At 29.6% G+C, this 16,427-nt stretch carries 15 protein-coding genes and 11 tRNA genes; 4 read left to right on the top strand and 22 right to left on the bottom strand.

The window, feature by feature from the left end; translation table 11 throughout:
* Window positions 1-9: 9 nt before the first annotated feature.
* The 4 genes from I6E17_RS06485 to I6E17_RS06470 form a co-directional block, all read right to left on the bottom strand.
* Window positions 10-1,038 carry a glycosyltransferase family 9 protein gene (locus I6E17_RS06485; protein WP_419180980.1) on the bottom strand — a complete coding sequence of 343 codons (1,029 nt, stop codon included), beginning with the start codon at window positions 1,036-1,038 and terminating at the stop codon, window positions 10-12.
* On the bottom strand, window positions 1,010-1,792 hold the full coding sequence (locus I6E17_RS06480; RefSeq protein WP_235236256.1) for a glycosyltransferase family 2 protein: 783 nt from the start codon (window positions 1,790-1,792) through the stop codon (window positions 1,010-1,012). Before I6E17_RS06480 ends, I6E17_RS06485 begins: the two co-directional genes overlap by 29 nt.
* 21 nt (window positions 1,793-1,813) lie before the next feature.
* Entirely contained in the window at window positions 1,814-2,893 is a 1,080-nt protein-coding gene (locus I6E17_RS06475) for a polysaccharide deacetylase family protein (RefSeq protein ID WP_235236255.1), read from the bottom strand.
* Between the two features lie 153 nt (window positions 2,894-3,046).
* Window positions 3,047-3,880, bottom strand: a complete 834-nt coding sequence (locus I6E17_RS06470; protein ID WP_235236254.1) for a WYL domain-containing protein — start codon at window positions 3,878-3,880, stop codon at window positions 3,047-3,049.
* Between the two features lie 260 nt (window positions 3,881-4,140).
* Between I6E17_RS06470 and I6E17_RS06465 the strand changes: the two genes are divergently transcribed.
* A complete protein-coding gene (locus I6E17_RS06465) occupies window positions 4,141-5,382 on the top strand; it encodes a dicarboxylate/amino acid:cation symporter (protein WP_235236253.1) in 1,242 nt (413 codons plus the stop codon).
* Between the two features lie 131 nt (window positions 5,383-5,513).
* Here the strand turns inward: I6E17_RS06465 and I6E17_RS06460 are convergent, their stop codons facing one another.
* Window positions 5,514-5,879, bottom strand: a complete 366-nt coding sequence (locus I6E17_RS06460) for a hypothetical protein (RefSeq protein WP_235236252.1) — start codon at window positions 5,877-5,879, stop codon at window positions 5,514-5,516.
* Window positions 5,880-6,022: 143 nt separating this feature from the next.
* Here I6E17_RS06460 and I6E17_RS06455 point away from each other — a divergent pair, with 143 nt between their 5' ends.
* A complete protein-coding gene (locus I6E17_RS06455) occupies window positions 6,023-7,399 on the top strand; it encodes an SLC13 family permease (protein ID WP_235236251.1) in 1,377 nt (458 codons plus the stop codon).
* 80 nt (window positions 7,400-7,479) lie between these two features.
* Here the strand turns inward: I6E17_RS06455 and I6E17_RS06450 are convergent, their stop codons facing one another.
* Window positions 7,480-8,760: a serine dehydratase subunit alpha family protein gene (locus I6E17_RS06450; protein ID WP_235236250.1), complete on the bottom strand. Its 1,281-nt coding sequence runs from the start codon at window positions 8,758-8,760 to the stop codon at window positions 7,480-7,482.
* A gap of 319 nt (window positions 8,761-9,079) precedes the next feature.
* Here I6E17_RS06450 and I6E17_RS06445 point away from each other — a divergent pair, with 319 nt between their 5' ends.
* The gene (locus I6E17_RS06445) at window positions 9,080-9,505 is read left to right on the top strand and encodes a GNAT family N-acetyltransferase (protein ID WP_235236249.1); all 426 of its coding nucleotides are present in this window, start codon (window positions 9,080-9,082) and stop codon (window positions 9,503-9,505) included.
* Window positions 9,506-9,545: 40 nt separating this feature from the next.
* On the opposite strand, the gene I6E17_RS06440 is transcribed toward I6E17_RS06445, so the two are convergent.
* The 12 genes from I6E17_RS06440 to I6E17_RS06385 form a co-directional block, all read right to left on the bottom strand.
* Window positions 9,546-9,622, bottom strand: a tRNA-Asp gene (locus tag I6E17_RS06440).
* 4 nt (window positions 9,623-9,626) lie between these two features.
* Window positions 9,627-9,702, bottom strand: a tRNA-Val gene (locus I6E17_RS06435).
* Window positions 9,703-9,719: 17 nt separating this feature from the next.
* Window positions 9,720-9,795 (bottom strand) — tRNA-Phe (locus I6E17_RS06430).
* Window positions 9,796-9,813: 18 nt separating this feature from the next.
* Window positions 9,814-9,897: transfer RNA gene (locus I6E17_RS06425), tRNA-Ser, on the bottom strand.
* Between the two features lie 20 nt (window positions 9,898-9,917).
* Window positions 9,918-9,992, bottom strand: a tRNA-Glu gene (locus I6E17_RS06420).
* Window positions 9,993-9,999: 7 nt separating this feature from the next.
* Window positions 10,000-10,076 (bottom strand) — tRNA-Ile (locus I6E17_RS06415).
* A gap of 15 nt (window positions 10,077-10,091) precedes the next feature.
* A tRNA-Arg gene (locus tag I6E17_RS06410) sits at window positions 10,092-10,168 on the bottom strand.
* Window positions 10,169-10,173: 5 nt separating this feature from the next.
* Window positions 10,174-10,249: transfer RNA gene (locus I6E17_RS06405), tRNA-Lys, on the bottom strand.
* Between the two features lie 5 nt (window positions 10,250-10,254).
* A tRNA-Gly gene (locus I6E17_RS06400) sits at window positions 10,255-10,330 on the bottom strand.
* Window positions 10,331-10,368: 38 nt separating this feature from the next.
* A tRNA-Met gene (locus I6E17_RS06395) sits at window positions 10,369-10,444 on the bottom strand.
* Window positions 10,445-10,447: 3 nt separating this feature from the next.
* A tRNA-Leu gene (locus tag I6E17_RS06390) sits at window positions 10,448-10,535 on the bottom strand.
* 198 nt (window positions 10,536-10,733) lie between these two features.
* Window positions 10,734-11,015, bottom strand: coding sequence for a GIY-YIG nuclease family protein (locus I6E17_RS06385; protein ID WP_235236248.1), 282 nt, complete (start codon window positions 11,013-11,015; stop codon window positions 10,734-10,736).
* A 131-nt stretch (window positions 11,016-11,146) separates the two neighbouring features.
* On the opposite strand from I6E17_RS06385, the gene I6E17_RS06380 reads away from it, so the two are divergent.
* Window positions 11,147-12,475, top strand: coding sequence for a DUF1576 domain-containing protein (locus tag I6E17_RS06380; protein WP_235236246.1), 1,329 nt, complete (start codon window positions 11,147-11,149; stop codon window positions 12,473-12,475).
* A gap of 24 nt (window positions 12,476-12,499) precedes the next feature.
* Here I6E17_RS06380 and tsaD read toward each other — a convergent pair whose 3' ends face one another.
* The 4 genes from tsaD to I6E17_RS06360 form a co-directional block, all read right to left on the bottom strand.
* Window positions 12,500-13,513 carry a tRNA (adenosine(37)-N6)-threonylcarbamoyltransferase complex transferase subunit TsaD gene (gene tsaD / locus I6E17_RS06375; RefSeq protein ID WP_235236244.1) on the bottom strand — a complete coding sequence of 338 codons (1,014 nt, stop codon included), beginning with the start codon at window positions 13,511-13,513 and terminating at the stop codon, window positions 12,500-12,502.
* Window positions 13,514-13,614: 101 nt separating this feature from the next.
* Window positions 13,615-14,430, bottom strand: coding sequence for a histidinol-phosphatase HisJ family protein (locus I6E17_RS06370; RefSeq protein WP_235236242.1), 816 nt, complete (start codon window positions 14,428-14,430; stop codon window positions 13,615-13,617).
* A 112-nt stretch (window positions 14,431-14,542) separates the two neighbouring features.
* Window positions 14,543-15,901, bottom strand: a complete 1,359-nt coding sequence (locus I6E17_RS06365; protein ID WP_235236240.1) for a PFL family protein — start codon at window positions 15,899-15,901, stop codon at window positions 14,543-14,545.
* Between the two features lie 30 nt (window positions 15,902-15,931).
* Entirely contained in the window at window positions 15,932-16,201 is a 270-nt protein-coding gene (locus I6E17_RS06360) for an ACT domain-containing protein (protein WP_235236238.1), read from the bottom strand.
* Window positions 16,202-16,427: the final 226 nt, after the last annotated feature.

Genomic DNA, 16,427 nt, shown 5'->3' with positions numbered 1-16,427 from the left:
TTTCACCTCTTACTTCTGATTTTTCAAAAGCTTTTCTTCTAAAAGAGTTAAAATTTCTTCTTCAACAGATTCGTCATAAGAATCAAAATATTTATGTGAATAATCTTCTTTCATTTTTCTCTCAGGTCTATCTGGAATTACATACTCTGCATTAGGATTATTATAAACTCCCCATCTTACAGGGCTTTGTGTTTTCTTATTTGGGTATATAGCAACTATTTCTTTTTGAAGAGAACCTGCTATATGAGTAGGACCTGTTGATCCTCCAAAATAAACTTTTCCTTTTTCAATAATTGCAGCAAGATTTAAAAGAGAACCACCATTTGCAAAAAGATATACTCTCTCTCTTCCTATTTTTTCTATTATTTTTTGTCCTCTTTCTTCCTCTGAAATATGACATGTAATAATTATATCCATACCTTTTATCCTGTCATATATTTTTTGAAGAAGAGAAACATACTGATCATCTGTAATATTTTTTGCAGATCCCCCCATAAAAGGATTTACAACAAGAGAAATATTTCCTATATTTTTTTCTTTAAAAAATATCTCTGCTACTTCTCTATGAGAATCTTCAAGATAAATTTTAGTTTCTATCTCAAAAACTTTTTCAAATCTCTCAGAATCTATTTTTTTTATAAGATCAAGATTATAGTCAGCTTCATTTTTTACAGACTTTGATCTTTTCTGATAGACTCCCTGATTAAAAGCAAAGAAAGAAGATATTTTTGAAATAGGCCCTATTCTTCTTTTTGCTCCACTGGCTTTTGCAAGTTTTGCTATATAACTGTCATTATAAAGTGCCACAAATATATCAGCATTAAAATATTTTATTTTTTCAAGAAGTTCTTCCTGTCTGAAATCATCTATTTTATAAACTCTATCCACAAAAGGAAGATTTTTTACTATTTCATAATTATAATTTCTTACTAGAAGAATTATTTCTGCCTCAGGATACATTTTTTTCGCCATAAAAAAGCTAGGAATAGATAGTATCAAATCCCCTATTTTATCCGTTCTTGATATTATTATCTTCATAATATACTCCATTTTTATATATTTCTCTTAATTTAAAATACTTAACCATGGAATACATAGCACTTGCTGAAGCTATCATAAGTCCTTCTATTCCATCTAAAAATCCTAATCTTATTATATACATTTTAATAAATTTATATATTGGATTAAATATTATCTGAAGTGCTGAAGGTTTTTTACCTTTTCTGTAATAATCAAGAGCTCCTTCAGTTGTATATCTGTTAAATTTTACAAAATAATCTTGAATTGTAAGATAACTATGATGAAGTATATCTTCTTTTAAAGTATAAACTTTTTTATCAGTCTTAAATTCTTCATGAACCATGTTATCATTAAATCTTCCTGCTGATTTTTTAAAAAGTCTTATATGATAGGAATTACTCCATCCTCCATGTTTTAATTTTTTCCCAAAACACACAGAAGTAAAGTTTACTGTAAATACTTCACCTTCAATTTCTCCATTTTTTATTCTTATTATTTTTTCTTTTAAAGCAGGAGAAATTTCTTCATCAGCATCTATGTTTAAAATCCATTCGTTTGAGGAACTATCTATAGCTTTATTTCTCTGCATTCCATATCCAAGCCACTTTTGATATATAAATTTTGCCCCAAACTTTTCTGCTATTTCTTTTGTTCTGTCTGTAGAACCACTATCCACTATAACTATTTCATCTGCAAATTCAGCTACTGAATTAAGAGTTCTCTCAAGTATTTTTTCTTCGTTAAGTGTTATCATTGCAACTGATAATCCCATAATCATATCCCCTTTAAAATTTTATGATACCCAACCATATATTTTTCCAAGTAAAAGATTTCTTCCTATCATAAGATTAATTTTAAATTTTTCAGGTGTAAATTTTCTAAGTTCTATTCTTCTTATCATATCCCAATTTGGTGAATATGAATTTGTTCCTTTCTTAGTAGTAATAAATCCTTTTACTCCAAGAGTTTTTAAAAGCTCAATTGTCTTTTTATTTCTGTGTCCCCATGGCCAGCAGAAATACTCAACTTTATTATTTAATTTTTCCTCTATTATAGATTTATTAATTAAAAATTCCTTTTTGATACGATTTTCTGCATCTTCTTCTGTTTCAATCATAACATATGGTTCTATATGTTCATTTATATATTTTTGACCTAAAGATAAAATTTCCTTTTCATCTTTTCCTTTTAAATCTGAAATATAAAAATCTCTAAACTTTTTAAAAAATTCTTTATTTATTACTATTCCAGGGCCTGAATATTCTCCACGCTTAGGAAATTTTGGAAATCCTTCTTCAATATCTCCATAAAGAAAAATATCTGTACAATCCATACTATCTTCTTGAAACACACCTTGAAATTCCAAAGTTTTAAATTCAGCCATATGTTTATGAGAATGAGACTGAAAGTCAACAAGTCCACTTTCATACATTTCTTTTATTTCTGACCAAGTCATATACTGCTCTGTTGTCCCATCATTAAGAGCATTATATTTTTTTATTGCATTATAATTTGCAATTCCATTTTTTTCTATTTTTGTTTCTCCCCATCTTTTTTCGCCTATATATAAAGTATTCAGAAAAATTGTTGCTTTCATGTTATATTTTTTTAAAAGTGGAAAAACAATTTTGTAGTTATCATAATATCCATCATCAAAAGTTATAAGAACACTGTTTTTAGGTGTCTCTTTTTTTCCATATTCAGAAACTGTAATAGTCTTCATATTTTTTTCTTTAAGAATTTTTAAATGTTCTTCAAAAAGTTCAGGTGTTACATTTGAAAGAGAATTTACTTGATGGTAAAGAAAAACTGGAATTCCCTTTCCGGTAAAAATAATAACTGCCACTGCAATAATTATTAATATATATATCATAAAATTCCTCCAAATTTATCCAAATAGACATATTATTATATAAATATAAACATATAAAAAAATATATTTAACTTTATTTTTATTTATCTATAAATAATTATATCAGATTAATTTTTTTTAATCTATATTTATATTTTTTATTTATCAAATATTTCATTTATAAAGATTAGAAGTTTTTTCCCCTTTTTCTTTAAACCATCTACGAAGTTCTTCAGGCTCTAATATTTCAGCTTCATTCCAAAAACATGAAAAATATCTTTTTCCCTGAAGCTCTGAACATTGGAATTTACAAATATTTCCTTTTTGTTCTAAAAGTTTAGGTCTATATGTTTTTATCACTTTTAAAATTCTAAGCCCTTCATCTGTAAATCTTACTGTTACATTTTTATTATAAGAAAGAAATGGATCAAAATTTTCTATAACTTTATTGACAAACTCCATTTCTTTATCATAAGTCTTTTTCTCAGTAACATAAACTGATTTTATGTTTCTAAGTGTAAAATTTTTAAATTTACTTTCATCTTCATCATATGAAAAGATATAATTTTTAAGCTCCAGTTCAGAAGATCCCATATAATAAGGAGATATAATTTTTTTAATTTCATCTGCAAAAGTAACTATAATTTTTTTCCTATTTTCTATTGCATACATTATTTTTTCAGCAGTATTCTTAAAAATAAAAAGTTCCCTGCTTTTTTTTGACTGCTGTGCATAATAAAGAAATATATTTCTAAAATATTCAGCTTCTACTTCTATATTTTTTTCAGCTAAAAAAGAATAATAGTTTTCAAGATTTCTTTTATTTAAATTAAACTGAATAATTTTTTTAGAGCCATTATATTTATAGTTATACACTTGCTTAAATCCATCTGATTTTTCAAAAATATAATTGCACAAGAAATTTTTCGTGATTCCAAAGTCTTCCAAATCACTTTCTATTATTTTATATATTTCATTAGGAATTGTTATTCTAAGTTTTTTTTCCATAAAATACCCCTTAAATAGTTTCTCTATTATTTAGAATAACATTTTTTTCACAATATTACAAATTCATATTTTATGAACAAAAAAAATATTTTTTTCATTGAAATATATAGTTTTTTAATTGTATATAAGAACAAAATATTTAACTTATTGAAGTATGGATATATTTTTATATAAATTATAAAATACTGATAATGACAAAAGATTTAGATAAAAGGATACTGTAATGTATCTTTAATACATAAATCGGGGAGGAAATATTTATGACAAAAAATAAAAAAACTTTTTGGGAAAATTATCGTTTTTCTATAATACTTCTTGGTTCAATTATCTTAGGAAGTATTCTTGGAGGAATTTTAAAAGAAAAAGCCTCTATACTTAAACCTTTTGGAGATCTGTTTATAAATGCTATGTTTACAATCGTTGTTCCTCTTGTTTTTGTAACAATAAGTAGTTCTGTTGCAAGCATGAGTAATATGAAAAGACTTGGAAATATCTTAAAAAGTCTTCTTCTTGTTTTCTTTTCAACAGGTTTTATAGCATCAATTATTATCATATTCATTGTTTTGGTTTATCCTCCTGCACAGGGAATAAATCTTAATCTTCCTCCTGCTGAAGCATTAAAACCGTTTCAGACTGGAGATCAAATAGTAGCTGCACTTACTGTTACAGATTTTCCGCAGCTTATTTCAAGAAGTAACATGCTTCCTCTTATAATTTTTTCTATCGTATTTGGGTTTTGTGTAAATATGGTAGGAGAAAAAGGGAAAGTTATAGCAAATGGACTTGAAGTTCTTGCTGCTGTATTTTTAAAAATGATTAATCTTTTAATGTATTATGCACCAATTGGTCTTGGAGCTTACTTTGGAGCATTAGTTGGGCAATATGGACAAGAACTTTTAGGTTCTTATGCAAGAGCAATGCTTATATATTATCCCCTATGCCTTGCTTACTTGTTTATTGCTTTCCCTGCTTATGCTTATATCTCAGCTGGGACAGAAGGACTTAAAGCATTAAAATATGTCATTTCCCCTGCAATTACAGCAGTAGCTACTCAAAGTTCTATTGCAACACTTCCTGTAAATTTGGAAGCATGTGAAAATATAGGTGTTCCTAAGGACATCAGAGAAATTGTTCTTCCTATAGGAGCTACTGCACATATGGATGGAACATGTTTTAGTACTATTTTAAAAATCTCTTTCCTTTTTGGAATCTTTGATATTCCATTTACTGGAATAGGAACTTATGTAAGTGCTGTTCTTATTGCTTTAGTAGGAGGAGTTGTTATGTCAGGAGTTCCTGGAGGAGGACTTATAGGAGAAATGTTCATAGTTTCTATATATGGATTCCCTCCTGAAGCATTTCCTATAATAGCTACAATAGGATACCTTGTAGATCCTCCTGCAACAATGATTAATGCCAGTGGTGATACTATTGCCTCTATGCTTGTAGCAAGACTTGTAGAAGGAAAAGATTGGATTTTAAAAGGAAAACAGGAAGCATAGTTACAAAACTTAATAATTTTTGACATTTCTTTCTCCCTAAAGTATAATATCAATGTAATTCTGGGGAGAATTAAATAAAAGGTCTTAAGAAAGCTGCTTGGGCATATCTTAAGACCTTTTTGTTTATAAATCTAATATCTAAATACTTCTTTGTCGTCGTGTATTCCTGAAGTATCAATTTCTATTTTTCTTAGAGTAAAGTTTTGATCTTTCATTTCTTTTAAAATTTCATTTAAAGAATCTGCTATTTTATCTGCATAAAGTTTATAGTTTTTTGTATCAACATTAGAACCTCTTGCAAGTTCAATATCAACTTCAACTCCTCCATCTCTTTCTATATCAACTTCTATTTCTTCAACATTTATATTTTTTCCAGCCTCAAGAACAGGGAAATTTTGATAAAGTTTGCTCTCAATCATATGTTCTTCCCTATCGTAATGCTCTGCAAAAGCTGCTGCTGTCATAAGAAAAAATAAAGCTGCTGCTATTTTTTTCATTTTTTATCCCTCCTTGATATTGATATTTATTTTTTAGATATTCTTTAGACGATTAAAAATACAAAAAAGGTATAATTTTTTATTTTTATTTTTTAAAAGGAAATCAGACACTTTATCAGTAATAAAAGAATAGGAGGGATATTATGAGTTTTAATGAAATTATATTAAAAAAAATTATTTTTAAACCTAAAATTACTTTTCTTTCTCTTGCTGTTGGTATGTTGATATTTATAGTATCTCCATATGAATTTAAACTTAATGCTGCTATCTTTCTTTCTATTGAAGCACTTATTTTATGGGGAGCTTCTGCTATGGATAATGCTATAATTTCAGTTCTTTTTTTAGCTGGAGCTACTTCTCTTTCTCTTGCGCCTTATAAAATTCTGTTTCAATTTCCTGCAACAGAAAATTTTTATCTTATAATTCTATCCTATTTAATCACTAAAGGTGTTACAGATACAGGAACTGCTTCTGTAATTTCAAAAAGTATTATGGAAAAGATAGCAAAAACTCCTATAAAGCTTATATTTTTCTCTTATATAGCAGGTTTTTTGCTAATTTTTTTCATACCTCAGCCTTTTCCAAGGGTAATTCTTCTTGCTGCTTTTTATAGAGAGTTCTTTAAAAGCCAGAATCTTACAGCAGACAGTAAAGAAATACTTTATTTCAGTATATTCACAGCTTCAACATTTACATCTATGTTTTTTATGAGTGGAGATATGCTTCTTAACTATGTAGTTGTAGCTATTTCTGGAGCTCAAATAAACTGGGCTCAATGGGCTTTATATATGTCTTTGCCTGCAAGTGTTACTTGTATTCTGACATTTATTCTCTTCATAGCTGTTTTTAAAAAAGAAATAAAGAATTCTCATTTTATTATTTCTGAGAAAAAAAATAAAAAAGTTTTATTAACTGCTGAACAGAAAAAAATGTTTTTTATATGTCTTATAATATTTATCGGATTTGCTTCTCAAAGTTTCCATCATATGAAATCTGTATATATTATGCTTATAGGAGTAATTCTTGGATTTACTTTAAAAATTATAAAACCTGATGCAATAAAAAATATTAATTGGAAACTTCTTATATTTTTTACAGGAGCATTTTCAGTAGGTGGTGTTTTAAATTATTCAGGGGCAGCAGATATTATAACAAAAAAACTTCTTGTTCTTGTCCCAGTAGGAAATTTTAATGAAAAAATAATTTTCCTTATAATAATTACTCTTATTCTTAATTTTTTTCTTGGCAGTGCTGTAACTACTTCATCAGTTGTAATTCCTACAATAGCACAACTTGGAATACTTCCTCCTCATTCTGCTGTTCTCACTCTTTTTGTTTATACAGTAGTGAGCATTCAGTACATACTTCCTTTTCACCATGCTACAGTAATGGTAGGATTTGGAGAAGGACTTTACGGCAATAAAGTAATAATAAAATATGGTATTCTTCTTACTGTTCTTACATTCTTTATTGTCCTTTATATATGTATTCCATGGTGGAAATTTATAGATATCTTATAATAAAAGAGAGCTGGTACAAATTACTACCAGCTCTCTTCATATGAGTTAAAATTTATCTAAAATTGGGTTTTTGCCTAAAACTATTTATTATTTATCATAATATCTAGAATTACTTCGTCTGTAACTTTCATTCCATCTTGTCCTAAAATTCCTGCATTTTTAATAGTAGATTCTACATCTCTTCCTACTATTCCTTCTCCAAATAAGAATCTTCTATTTTTCTTAGCTGCAAAGTAAGAATCAAATGCACAAGTAATTCCACTTGCTATTTTTGTAGCACATGAACTTTTTGCTCCGTCACATATAACTCCAGAAAGAGTTCCTAAAGTTGTTTCTATTGCCCATGTAATTTGTTCTAAGCTTAATCCATCTAAGAATGATATTGCTCCTGCTGCTCCTGCACTTGCACAAATTGCTCCACAATATGCTGAAAGTCTTCCTATATTACTTTTAATATGAATTGTAGTCATGTGAGAGAAGAAAAGTCCTCTTATTAATTCTTCGTGAGAAATTCCTTTCATTTCACAGAACTTAATAACACCTAAAGATGCTGTCATTCCTTGGTTTCCACTTCCACTTGTTGTCATAACTGGCAAAGAACATCCGTTCATTCTTGCATCGCTTCCTGCACTTGCAAAACTTGCCATATTATTTCTGATATCGTTTCCGTAAACTCCCTCTTCAATTCCTTCTTTTATTGTTTTTCCTATAGCAATTCCCCAGTCATTAGTAAGTCCTTCTTTTGCTATTGCTGTATTATAGTCTATAACTTTTTGGAATATTGGTTCTATAAGAGAAAGATCTATAGTTTTTGCAAGTTCATAAATTAATTTTACAGAAAGGAAACTTCTGTCAGTCATTACATCTCCACCACATTTATCATCACAAGAACATCCTTTTACTTCTTGTCCATTTTTCATAATTTTTGTGATATTTGTATGGTAATTTTGAATTTCTACCATTGCAGTATCATTTCCACAAGTTCCTTCTATTCTTATGTATAATTTTACATCTCCTTTATTTAAATATACATTTATTTTTCCTGAATTTACATATTCTCTTACTTCTGGAAGACGAGCTGTGTCAACATGAGATATAACCATTAATTCTCTTTCACAGTTTCCTAAGATAGCTCCCATTGCAACAGAGGCTTCAATCCCTACCATTCCTTCAGAATTAGGTATTTTAACACTCTTAACATTTTTTATCATATTTCCTGAAAGATAAATATCTATTTTTTCAGGAACATTTTCTAATACACTTGTAAGTTTACTTGCTGCATAAGCAATAGCTATAGGTTCTGTACATCCTTCTGCAGGTATTATTTCTTCATTTAATATACTTAAAATTTTATCAATCATCTTTTCCTCCTAAATTTTTCATTTTATAATTCACTTATATAATAAGCAATTTTTATGCCATAATAAAAAAATATTTTTTTACCATAACTTCTGTTTTAATATATCATTTACATTTTTTTATTTTTTATTTTAATTTTCATTTTGAAAATAATTTTCATTTTGAAAATTATAAATTATATATTTTTTCAAATTGAAAATTTAATTATATATTTTATTATTTTTTTTATTTTTGTTCTAAAAAAGTTTTTTTAAACTTATTTTATACATTTTTTAAATATGATAAAATAAAAATATCTTAAAATTTACGAAAGGATACAATATGATTAGAAAATTAAACAATGCCGACTTAGATGAAGTTATTAAAATATGGCTGAATGAAAATATTAAAACTCATTTTTTCATTTCACCAGAATATTGGAAAAGCAATGAAACTACTGTAAAAAATCTTCTTCCTCTTGCTGAAGTATATATTTATGAAAAGAATGAAAAGATTGTTGGATTTATAGGATTGGATAATGATTATATAGCAGGAATATTTATAAAATCTGATGAACAATCTAAAGGAATAGGAAAAAAACTCCTTAATTTTGTAAAAACTTTTAAAACGGAACTTAATTTAAATGTCTATATTAAAAATATAAAAGCTGTTAATTTTTATAAGAGAGAAAACTTTAAAATAAAAAAAGAAACTGTTGATCCTAATACTGGTGAAAAAGAGTTTTTTATGATTTGGAAAAAGGAATAAATAAAAAAAGACACAGTTTTGTGTCCTGATATTTTTATAATGGCGGGAGTGACGAGATTCGAACTCGCGACCTCCTACGTGACAGGCAGGCGCTCTAACCAACTGAGCTACACCCCCATTATGGTGGTCACAATAGGACTTGAACCTATGACCCCCTGCTTGTAAGGCAGGTGCTCTCCCAACTGAGCTATGCGACCATATATATTTAATTAAGTGGTGCTCAGAGGCGGAATCGAACCACCGACACGGGGATTTTCAGTCCCCTGCTCTACCGACTGAGCTATCTGAGCAGTTTTTATTTAAAAAAATGGCGGAGAACTAGAGACTCGAACTCTAAAGCCTTACGGCGTCGGTTTTCAAGACCGATTCCTTACCAATTAGGATAGCTCTCCGTGCATTATTCATAAAGTAATGGTACCCCGTAGGGGAATCGAACCCCTGTTTCCAGAGTGAAAATCTGATGTCCTAACCGTTGAACGAACGGGGCAATTGAGTGGTGGATCTAATTGGAATCGAACCAATGACCACTCGGTTATGAGCCGAGTGCTCTAACCAGCTGAGCTATAGATCCATATGTTTTTTATAATGGCGTGTCTGAAGAGATTCGAACTCCTGACCCACGCCTTAGAAGGGCGTTGCTCTATCCAGCTGAGCTACAGACACATAAATGGTGCGTCATACTGGATTTGAACCAGTGACAACACGATTAAAAGTCGTGTGCTCTACCTACTGAGCTAATGACGCATATATGGAGCGGGAAACGAGGGTCGAACTCGCGACATTCAGCTTGGAAGGCTGACGCTCTACCAACTGAGCTATTCCCGCATATGTGTTATTGAACCACTACTTTACTATTAAATTTTTGGTGGCGGGGATAGGATTTGAACCTATGACCTTCGGGTTATGAGCCCGACGAGCTGCCAGCTGCTCTACCCCGCGAAATGGTGCCTAGAGCCGGAATCGAACCGGCACGGTACTAAGTACCACGGGATTTTAAGTCCCGTGCGTCTACCTGTTCCGCCATCCAGGCTTCTCAAGTTCAGTGTTTTTTCAAACCTGTTTTCTTAAGACAAGAGTAATAATACCATATATATTATTTTCTGTCAACAAAAAAAATAAAAATTTATAAAAAAATTTTTTACAATCTTTTTTTTCTAATAATTTCAATGGTTTTCATATGTAAAAATTTATAAAATTATTTTAAATTTTAAATGTTCTTCTGCATATTTTAGAAAAATTTTTTTATTTTTTCTCCTGAAATTAAATTTTCTTTTTCTTTTTTTGTTAAATTTTTTATAAAATATTCTAATTTTCCAGCTTCACTTCTATTTTTTACTTTAAAACAAGCACAAATTTCTTTAGGTTTTCTCACTTTTGTATACTTTGCCCCTTTTCCTTCACAATGTTCTTTATACCTTCTTTCAACATCAGTTGTTATTCCAGTATATATAGAGTTATCAAAGCATCTTATCATATATACAAACCATATTTTATCACAACTTCCATTCATAATTTATATACCTCTTTTTTATTTTTTTTAAATTTTTCTACCATTTTTATACAGATATAAGATATAATTTATAAGGAAATAGTTTTTACCAATACAGTTTAACATAGTTTTTAATCTTAAGGAGGAATTTTTTGGATAATTTTAAGGGAGAAAGAGAAGTAAGAATTTATGAACTTGCAGTGACTCTTTTTGCAATTACTGTTTTTGCATTCAGCTGTTATGTTTTTCGTCTAAAAGAAAATGTTTTTGAAGGACTGATTAAAATTATAAGTTCCCCTGCAGCTCTTATTACAGATTTTCTTGTTATAGGAGGAATAGGGGCTGGTTTTTTAAACTCAACACTTATTTTTTTCTTTAATCTTTTCCTTATAAGAATTTTAAATATAAAAATAAATGGTCTTATTCTTGCATCAATGTTTACTACATTTGGATTTTCTTTTTTTGGAAAAAATATTTTAAATATTCTCCCTATATATATAGGTGGAATTCTTTACAGTAAATATGAAGGAATAATGTTCAGAGATGTTTTTGTTCCTGTATCCTTTGCCAGTGCCCTTGCACCTTTTATCAGTGAGATAGCTTTCAGAACAAATACATTTGAGTTTTCTTATTTAAATGCTGTTTCTCTTGGGATAATTATAGGATTTATCATAACCCCTCTTGCAGCAAAAATGAAAACTTTCCATGAAGGATATAACCTTTATAACCTTGGATTTACTGCAGGTATCTTAGGAGCTGTTTTTAACAGTATCCTTAAAACATATGGGTTTGAAGTTGCTTCACGAAGACTATTGTCTACAGAATTTGATCCAGCTTTAAAAATTATATGCAGCAGTATCTTTATTCTTCTTATAATAAATGGATTTTTCATTAACAACTGCTCTTTCAAAGGTTATAAGAAACTTTGCTGTGACAGTGGACTTGAAGCAGATTTTGTTGAAAAATATGGATTTGGACTGACTTTTATAAATATGGGAGTCATGGGATTTATTGCTATAGCTTTTCCTCTTCTTTTAGGACAGACACTTAACGGTCCTATGCTTGCAGGAGTATTTACTGTTGTTGGCTTTTCTGCACATGGAAAAACTTATCTCAATACACTTCCTATACTTCTTGGAGTTCTGTTTGCAGGAGTTACAAGTGGCAGCTATGATTATTTCACACTTGCTCTTTCAGGGCTTTTTGGAACCTCTCTAGCCCCTATAACAGGCGTTTTTGGAATGTTCTGGGGATTTGTAGCAGGATGGCTTCACCTTGCTGTTGTAAACAGTATAGGAGTCCTTCATGGAGGAATGAATCTTTATAATAATGGTTTCTCTGCTGGTATTGTAGCAGGATTTATGCTTCCTATTGTAAGAACTGTAAACTCACAGGCTGCAAAAAGAGAAATGCAGTTTTTGAAAAAAAGAAAAGAAATTATGTCTATTATTGAAAAAAGAAAAGTAAAAGATGATGAATAAAAAAAGAGGCATATGCCTCTTTTTTTATTCTTTTTCATCAGCAATATTTAAAGTTGCTATCCCATTAAGAGAAAGATTTTCCTCTGGTTTATAACCATTCATAAGTTTATGATATGCAGCTATTGCTATCATAGCTCCATTGTCTGTGCAAAGCTTCATTGAAGGATAACTTACATCTATTCCAAGTTTTCCTCCTTTTTCTTTAAGTTCACTTCTTAAAAGTGAGTTTGCTGCTACTCCACCAGCTATAATTATTTGCTTTACATTTTTATCTTCACAAGCTTTTAAAACTTTTTTACATAAAATATCTACTACAGTTTTTTGAAGAGAAGCTGCAAGATCTTCTTTTTTAAATTCTTCTCCCTTCATTCTCATCTTATTTACATAATTGATAACATTTGTTTTCACTCCAGAAAAACTAAACTCATATTCTCCAACTTTAGGTTCAGGAATTTTTAAGAAATCAGGATTTCCTTCATAATACATTCTATCTATTACAGGCCCTCCTGGATAACCAATTCCTATTACTCTTGCCACTTTATCCATAGTCTCTCCTACAGCATCATCAAGAGTTCCTCCTAAGTTAGTAAACTTATGATTTTCATCTATATAAATAATATTAGTATGTCCTCCTGATACTACTAAAGCTATACATGGAAGTTTTACATCATGTTCTGCAAAATTTGCATATATATGTCCTTTTATATGATGAACTGGAACAAGAGGAATATTATGTCCATAAGAAAGACCTTTTGCAAAAGAAACGCCTACAAGAAGAGCTCCTATAAGTCCTGGTGCATAAGTAACTGCTATATAATCTATATCATCAAGAGTAACTCCAGCCTGAGCTAAACTTTCATCAAGAATAGCTGCAATATTTTTTATATGCTGTCTTGAAGCTATTTCTGGAACAACTCCTCCATATTCTTTATGAATCTCTATCTGAGAAGATATATTATTTGAAAGTATTTCTTTTCCATCTCTTACAACTGCAATAGAAGTCTCATCACATGATGATTCTATTCCTAAAATTAACATCTTTTCACCCCGCTTTTATAAGACAGAAGATTTTTCTATCTAGCAATTATTTCATTTTTTTATTATATCATATTTATAATATTTCTATAATAAAATAAATTTTAAAGTTCTTTAAACTCTAGTTTTCTATTTGTAAAAGTACAAAAATATTTATATCCTAAAGATTTTAAAAGTTCTTTTGCCTCTCCAAAATCTTTTGCAATATCTTCTGCCCTATGTGCATCTGATCCTATTGTTATAATTTTTCCCCCAAGTTCTTTATATCTTGCAAGAATTTCTCTGCACGGATGAAAATCTCCTACTCCATATCTTATTCCTGAAGTATTTATTTCTATTCCTATATTTTTTGAAATTAATTTTTTTAAAATTTTATCTATAAGTTCTTTATGAAGCTCTAAATCTATAATTTTATGATCTGAATGTACTCCTCCCCCATATCTTCTTATAAAATCAAGATGTCCATATACACTTATATCATGATATATATCAAGATTTTCTAAGATTGTTTCAAAATATCTTCTATGAACTTCATTTTTCGTTTTATATTTTAAATAAATATCATTATATCCTACATCCATATGATCAACAGAATGAGATGAACCTATTATAAAATCCCAGCAATTTGCTTTTAAAACTGGTTCATATCTTTTATATAAATGAGGTTGTATCCCTACTTCAACACCAATTTTTATAATTAATTTATCTTTATATTTTTGTTTATAAGTATTTAATGTTTTAACATACTCATCAATATCAAAAACAAAAAGATCATCTTCTTCCCTATCTGCAAAATCCATATGATCTGTTATTGTTATTTCATCAAGCCCAAGTTCAACAGCTTTTTCAAATATATTTTCTAATTTCTCCTTTGAATCTGCAGAAAATCTGCTGTGAACATGTGAATCTCCTTTGTACATACTCTCTCCTTCTATAATTTGAAACTTTTTATTACTATAATTTATAAAATTTTATAATATTAATATAAAAAAGGCTGAAAGAAATTTCTTCCAGCCAAAAACATTATATTCTTTAGTTTTTAAAACTGTGAATTGGAGCAGGAACTCTTCCCCCTCTTTTTATAAAGTTTTCACAGCTGAATTTATTTACAGGCATAATAGGTGCATATCCAAGAAGACCACCAAATTCTACTGTTTCTCCCACACCTTTACCTATTACAGGAATAAGTCTTGCTGCTGTTGTTTTATTGTTAATCATTCCTATTGCAGATTCATCAGCAATAATTCCTGAAATTGTAGCTGCTGATGTATCTCCAGGAATAGCTATCATATCAAGTCCTACTGAACATACACAAGTCATCGCTTCAAGTTTTTCAAGAGTAAGAGCACCAACTGTTGCTGCTTCTATCATAGCGTGATCTTCACTTACAGGAATAAACGCTCCACTAAGTCCTCCTACATAAGATGACGCCATTACTCCACCTTTTTTAACATTATCGTTAAGAATTGCAAGAGCTGCTGTTGTTCCTGGTGCTCCTGCTTGTTCTAACCCCATTTCTTGGAATATTTCTCCTATACTATCTCCAACAGCTGGAGTAGGAGCAAGAGATAAATCTATTATTCCAAAAGGTACATTTAATCTTCTAGCAGCTTCCTGAGCAACTATCTGACCAACTCTTGTTATTTTAAATGCTGTTTTCTTAACTGTCTCACAAAGCATTTCAAAATCCCCATCTCTTACTTCCATAAGAGCTCTTTTTACAACTCCCGGTCCACTTACACCTACATTTATTACACAGTCTGCTTCTCCAACTCCGTGGAATGCTCCTGCCATAAATGGGTTGTCTTCAACTGCATTACAGAATACAACAAGTTTTGCACATCCTAGGCAATCTCTGTCTTTTGTAAGTTCAGCTGTCTCTTTTATTATTTCTCCCATTCTTTTTATAGCATCCATATTAAGACCATTTCTTGAAGTTCCAACATTTACAGATGAACATACTCTTTCTGTTACAGCCATAGCCTCTGGAATAGAATCTATAAGAATTTTATCAGAAGGTGTACATCCTTTTTGAACAAGAGCTGAAAATCCACCTATAAAGTTTACTCCACACACTTCAGCAGCTTTATCAAGAGTTTTAGCAATACTTACATAAGAATCTGTTTTGCATCCTGCTGCTGCTATTGCTATAGGAGTAACGGATATTCTTTTGTTTACAACTGGTATTCCAAATTGTTTTGCTATTTCATCTCCAACTTTTACTAAATCTTTTGCATAAGTTGTTATTTTTTTATATATATTTTCATTAAATTTTTCTACATCAGGATCTGCACAGTCTATAAGACTTATCCCCATTGTTATTGTACGCACATCAAGCTTAGCTTCAGCTATCATACGGTTAGTTTCCTGAATCTCTACTCTGGAAATCATAGAAGTCCTCCTCTGGTTTTAGATTATTTTTTAGATACGGTGCATGCAGTTAAAAATATCTTCATGTTGCATTGTTATGATAACACCTAAGTCTGTTCCTATTTTAGATAATTCTTCACTTACCATTTCCATAGGTTTTGAAGGTTCAGATATATCAACTATCATCATCATATTAAAGTATCCATCTACAATAGTTTGTGAAATATCAAGAATGTTTATATTCACTTCTGATAAATAAGTACAAACTTTTGCAATAATCCCAACCTTATCTGTTCCTAAAACAGTAATTATACACTTCATTGCTTACCTCCTGAGTTCTCTTTTATTTTAGAATTTTTTCCTGTTTAAAAACAATCACATATATATTTATTTTATTATATCATTTATTTTTCATATTATGAAAATAAAAATAAAAAAAGTAAAATTCTTTAGAATATTTTTATTATATATACAAAAAAAGAGAAGGATTTCTCCTTCTCTTCTTACTATACCCATTAGGGTTTTACTATTTAGTTATTTCTGATAC

Source organism: Fusobacterium perfoetens, from assembly GCF_021531595.1.
GTDB lineage: Bacteria > Fusobacteriota > Fusobacteriia > Fusobacteriales > Fusobacteriaceae > Fusobacterium_B.
Note: the sequence above shows the minus strand (reverse complement) of the source record. Positions and strands in the feature narration are given on the sequence as shown.

Excerpts from the sequence above, each read along its gene's own strand:
- I6E17_RS06485 (WP_419180980.1), bottom strand. The coding sequence starts at position 1,038 with ATGAAGATAATAATATCAAGAACGGATAAAATAGGGGATTTGATACTA.
- I6E17_RS06480 (WP_235236256.1), bottom strand. The coding sequence starts at position 1,792 with ATGGGATTATCAGTTGCAATGATAACACTTAACGAAGAAAAAATACTT.
- I6E17_RS06475 (WP_235236255.1), bottom strand. The coding sequence starts at position 2,893 with ATGATATATATATTAATAATTATTGCAGTGGCAGTTATTATTTTTACC.
- I6E17_RS06470 (WP_235236254.1), bottom strand. The coding sequence starts at position 3,880 with ATGGAAAAAAAACTTAGAATAACAATTCCTAATGAAATATATAAAATA.
- I6E17_RS06465 (WP_235236253.1), top strand. The coding sequence starts at position 4,141 with ATGACAAAAAATAAAAAAACTTTTTGGGAAAATTATCGTTTTTCTATA.
- I6E17_RS06460 (WP_235236252.1), bottom strand. The coding sequence starts at position 5,879 with ATGAAAAAAATAGCAGCAGCTTTATTTTTTCTTATGACAGCAGCAGCT.
- I6E17_RS06455 (WP_235236251.1), top strand. The coding sequence starts at position 6,023 with ATGAGTTTTAATGAAATTATATTAAAAAAAATTATTTTTAAACCTAAA.
- I6E17_RS06450 (WP_235236250.1), bottom strand. The coding sequence starts at position 8,760 with ATGATTGATAAAATTTTAAGTATATTAAATGAAGAAATAATACCTGCA.
- I6E17_RS06445 (WP_235236249.1), top strand. The coding sequence starts at position 9,080 with ATGATTAGAAAATTAAACAATGCCGACTTAGATGAAGTTATTAAAATA.
- I6E17_RS06385 (WP_235236248.1), bottom strand. The coding sequence starts at position 11,015 with ATGAATGGAAGTTGTGATAAAATATGGTTTGTATATATGATAAGATGC.
- tsaD (WP_235236244.1), bottom strand. The coding sequence starts at position 13,513 with ATGTTAATTTTAGGAATAGAATCATCATGTGATGAGACTTCTATTGCA.
- I6E17_RS06370 (WP_235236242.1), bottom strand. The coding sequence starts at position 14,430 with ATGTACAAAGGAGATTCACATGTTCACAGCAGATTTTCTGCAGATTCA.
- I6E17_RS06365 (WP_235236240.1), bottom strand. The coding sequence starts at position 15,901 with ATGATTTCCAGAGTAGAGATTCAGGAAACTAACCGTATGATAGCTGAA.
- I6E17_RS06360 (WP_235236238.1), bottom strand. The coding sequence starts at position 16,201 with ATGAAGTGTATAATTACTGTTTTAGGAACAGATAAGGTTGGGATTATT.